Source organism: Enterococcus alishanensis, from assembly GCF_019218635.1.
Classification (GTDB): domain Bacteria; phylum Bacillota; class Bacilli; order Lactobacillales; family Enterococcaceae; genus Enterococcus_A; species Enterococcus_A alishanensis.
The window spans coordinates 1-3273 of record NZ_JAHUZB010000021.1 but is presented as its reverse complement, the minus strand read 5'-3'; the positions used below and the strand labels follow the sequence as shown (position 1 = coordinate 3273).

The 3273-nt window shown below is 49.2% G+C and carries 2 rRNA genes; both read right to left on the bottom strand.

From position 1 onward, the window contains the following. Positions 1-116: ribosomal RNA gene (rrf, locus tag KUA55_RS18025) — 5S ribosomal RNA — on the bottom strand. Between the two features lie 83 nt (positions 117-199). Further along, positions 200-3112, bottom strand: a 23S ribosomal RNA gene (locus KUA55_RS18020). Between the last annotated feature and the right edge of the window lie 161 nt (positions 3113-3273).

The window sequence follows — 3273 nt, the reverse complement described above, 5'->3', positions numbered from 1 at the left end:
GCGTGGCGACGTCCTACTCTCACAAGGGGCAACCCCTCACTACGATCGGCGCTAAAAAGCTTAACTTCTGTGTTCGACATGGGAACAGGTGTATCCTTCTTGCTATCGCCACCACACTATTTAGTTGAGTAAACTTCGCTCACTCAAAACTGGATCAAAAAACATTCCATCTTTTTTTAACTTCCGAGTCCATTTTATCTTGGTTAAGTCCTCGATCGATTAGTATCAGTCCGCTCCGTACATCACTGCACTTCCACTTCTGACCTATCTACCTGATCTTCTCTCAGGGATCTTACTTTCTTTAAGAAATGGGAAATCTCATCTTGAGGTGGGCTTCACACTTAGATGCTTTCAGCGTTTATCCCTTCCCTACATAGCTACCCAGCGATGCCTTTGGCAAGACAACTGGTACACCAGCGGTAAGTCCATCCCGGTCCTCTCGTACTAAGGACAGATCCTCTCAAATTTCCAACGCCCGCGACGGATAGGGACCGAACTGTCTCACGACGTTCTGAACCCAGCTCGCGTGCCGCTTTAATGGGCGAACAGCCCAACCCTTGGGACCGACTACAGCCCCAGGATGCGACGAGCCGACATCGAGGTGCCAAACCTCCCCGTCGATGTGGACTCTTGGGGGAGATAAGCCTGTTATCCCCAGGGTAGCTTTTATCCGTTGAGCGATGGCCCTTCCATGCGGAACCACCGGATCACTAAGCCCGACTTTCGTCCCTGCTCGACTTGTAGGTCTCGCAGTCAAGCTCCCTTGTGCCTTTACACTCTGCGAATGATTTCCAACCATTCTGAGGGAACCTTTGGGCGCCTCCGTTACTCTTTAGGAGGCGACCGCCCCAGTCAAACTGCCCATCTGACACTGTCTCCCATCACGATTAGTGATGCGGGTTAGAGTGGCCATAACACAAGGGTAGTATCCCACCATTGCCTCCGTCGAAACTAGCGTCCCGACTTCTACGGCTCCTACCTATCCTGTACATGTGGTACAGACACTCAATATCAAACTGCAGTAAAGCTCCATGGGGTCTTTCCGTCCTGTCGCGGGTAACCTGCATCTTCACAGGTACTAAAATTTCACCGAGTCTCTCGTTGAGACAGTGCCCAAATCGTTACGCCTTTCGTGCGGGTCGGAACTTACCCGACAAGGAATTTCGCTACCTTAGGACCGTTATAGTTACGGCCGCCGTTTACTGGGGCTTCAATTCGTACCTTCGCTTACGCTAAGCACTCCTCTTAACCTTCCAGCACCGGGCAGGCGTCAGCCCCTATACTTCATCTTTCGATTTTGCAGAGACCTGTGTTTTTGATAAACAGTCGCTTGGGCCTATTCACTGCGGCTGATCGTTAGATCAGCACCCCTTCTCCCGAAGTTACGGGGTCATTTTGCCGAGTTCCTTAACGAGAGTTCGCTCGCTCACCTTAGGATACTCTCCTCGACTACCTGTGTCGGTTTACGGTACGGGTCATTGTTTTCTCACTAGAAGCTTTTCTTGGCAGTGTGACATCAGAAACTTCGGTACTTGTATTTCCCTCCCCATCACAACTTGTCCTTAGAAAGATAAGCATTTGACTCATCTTAAGACTCATTGCTTAGACAGACATTTCCAATCGTCTGATTTCTTAGCCTACTGCGTCCCTCCATTGCTCAAACAAAAACAACGAGTACAGGAATATCAACCTGTTATCCATCGCCTACGCCTTTCGGCCTCGGCTTAGGTCCCGACTAACCCTGGGCGGACGAGCCTTCCCCAGGAAACCTTAGTCATACGGTGGACAGGATTCTCACCTGTCTTTCGCTACTCATACCGGCATTCTCACTTCTAAGCGCTCCAGCAGTCCTCACGGTCTACCTTCAACGCCCTTAGAACGCTCTCCTACCATTACACCCTAAGGTGTAATCCACAGCTTCGGTAATATGTTTAGCCCCGGTACATTTTCGGCGCAGGGTCACTCGACTAGTGAGCTATTACGCACTCTTTAAATGGTGGCTGCTTCTAAGCCAACATCCTAGTTGTCTGTGCAACCCCACATCCTTTTCCACTTAACATATATTTTGGGACCTTAGCTGGTGGTCTGGGCTGTTTCCCTTTCGACTATGGATCTTATCACTCACAGTCTGACTCCCAGAGATAAATGTATGGCATTCGGAGTTTATCTGAATTCGGTAACCCGAGATGGGCCCCTAGTCCAAACAGTGCTCTACCTCCATCATTCTTACTCTGAGGCTAGCCCTAAAGCTATTTCGGAGAGAACCAGCTATCTCCAAGTTCGTTTGGAATTTCTCCGCTACCCACACCTCATCCCCGCACTTTTCAACGTACGTGGGTTCGGTCCTCCAGTGCGTTTTACCGCACCTTCAACCTGGACATGGGTAGATCACATGGTTTCGGGTCTACGACCACATACTCATTCGCCCTATTCAGACTCGCTTTCGCTACGGCTCCGTCTCTTCGACTTAACCTCGCATGGGATCGTAACTCGCCGGTTCATTCTACAAAAGGCACGCCATCACCCATTAACGGGCTTTGACTTGTTGTAGGCACACGGTTTCAGGATCTATTTCACTCCCCTTCCGGGGTGCTTTTCACCTTTCCCTCACGGTACTGGTTCACTATCGGTCACTAGGGAGTATTTAGCCTTGGGAGATGGTCCTCCCGGATTCCGACGGAATTCCTCGTGTTCCGCCGTACTCAGGATCCTCCTAGGTGTGATTCAAATTTCATCTACGGGGCTTTTACCCTGTCTCGCAGACCTTTCCAGGTCCTTCGATTATTTCAATCAACTACCATATCGGAGTCCTACAACCCCAAGAGGCAAGCCTCTTGGTTTGGGCTTTTCCCGTTTCGCTCGCCGCTACTCAGGGAATCGATTTTTCTTTCTCTTCCTGCAGGTACTTAGATGTTTCAGTTCTCTGCGTCTACCTCCATTCAGCTATGTATTCACTGAACAGTAACATCCTGTTAAAGATGCTGGGTTTCCCCATTCGGAAATCTCCGGATCAAAGCTTACTTACAGCTCCCCGAAGCATATCGGTGTTAGTCCCGTCCTTCATCGGCTCCTAGTGCCAAGGCATCCACCGTGCGCCCTTATTCACTTAACCTTATCAACCTTACGGTTGGGTCTTTATCTTCCCTCTAGCGATAGAGTTCCAATAAATAAAAAATAAGCAATTGAACTATTAAAAAACTCATTCAACGCGGTGTTCTCGGTTTGTTTTAAAAATTTTTGGTTTGTTTTTTGTATCCAGTTTTCAATGAACGA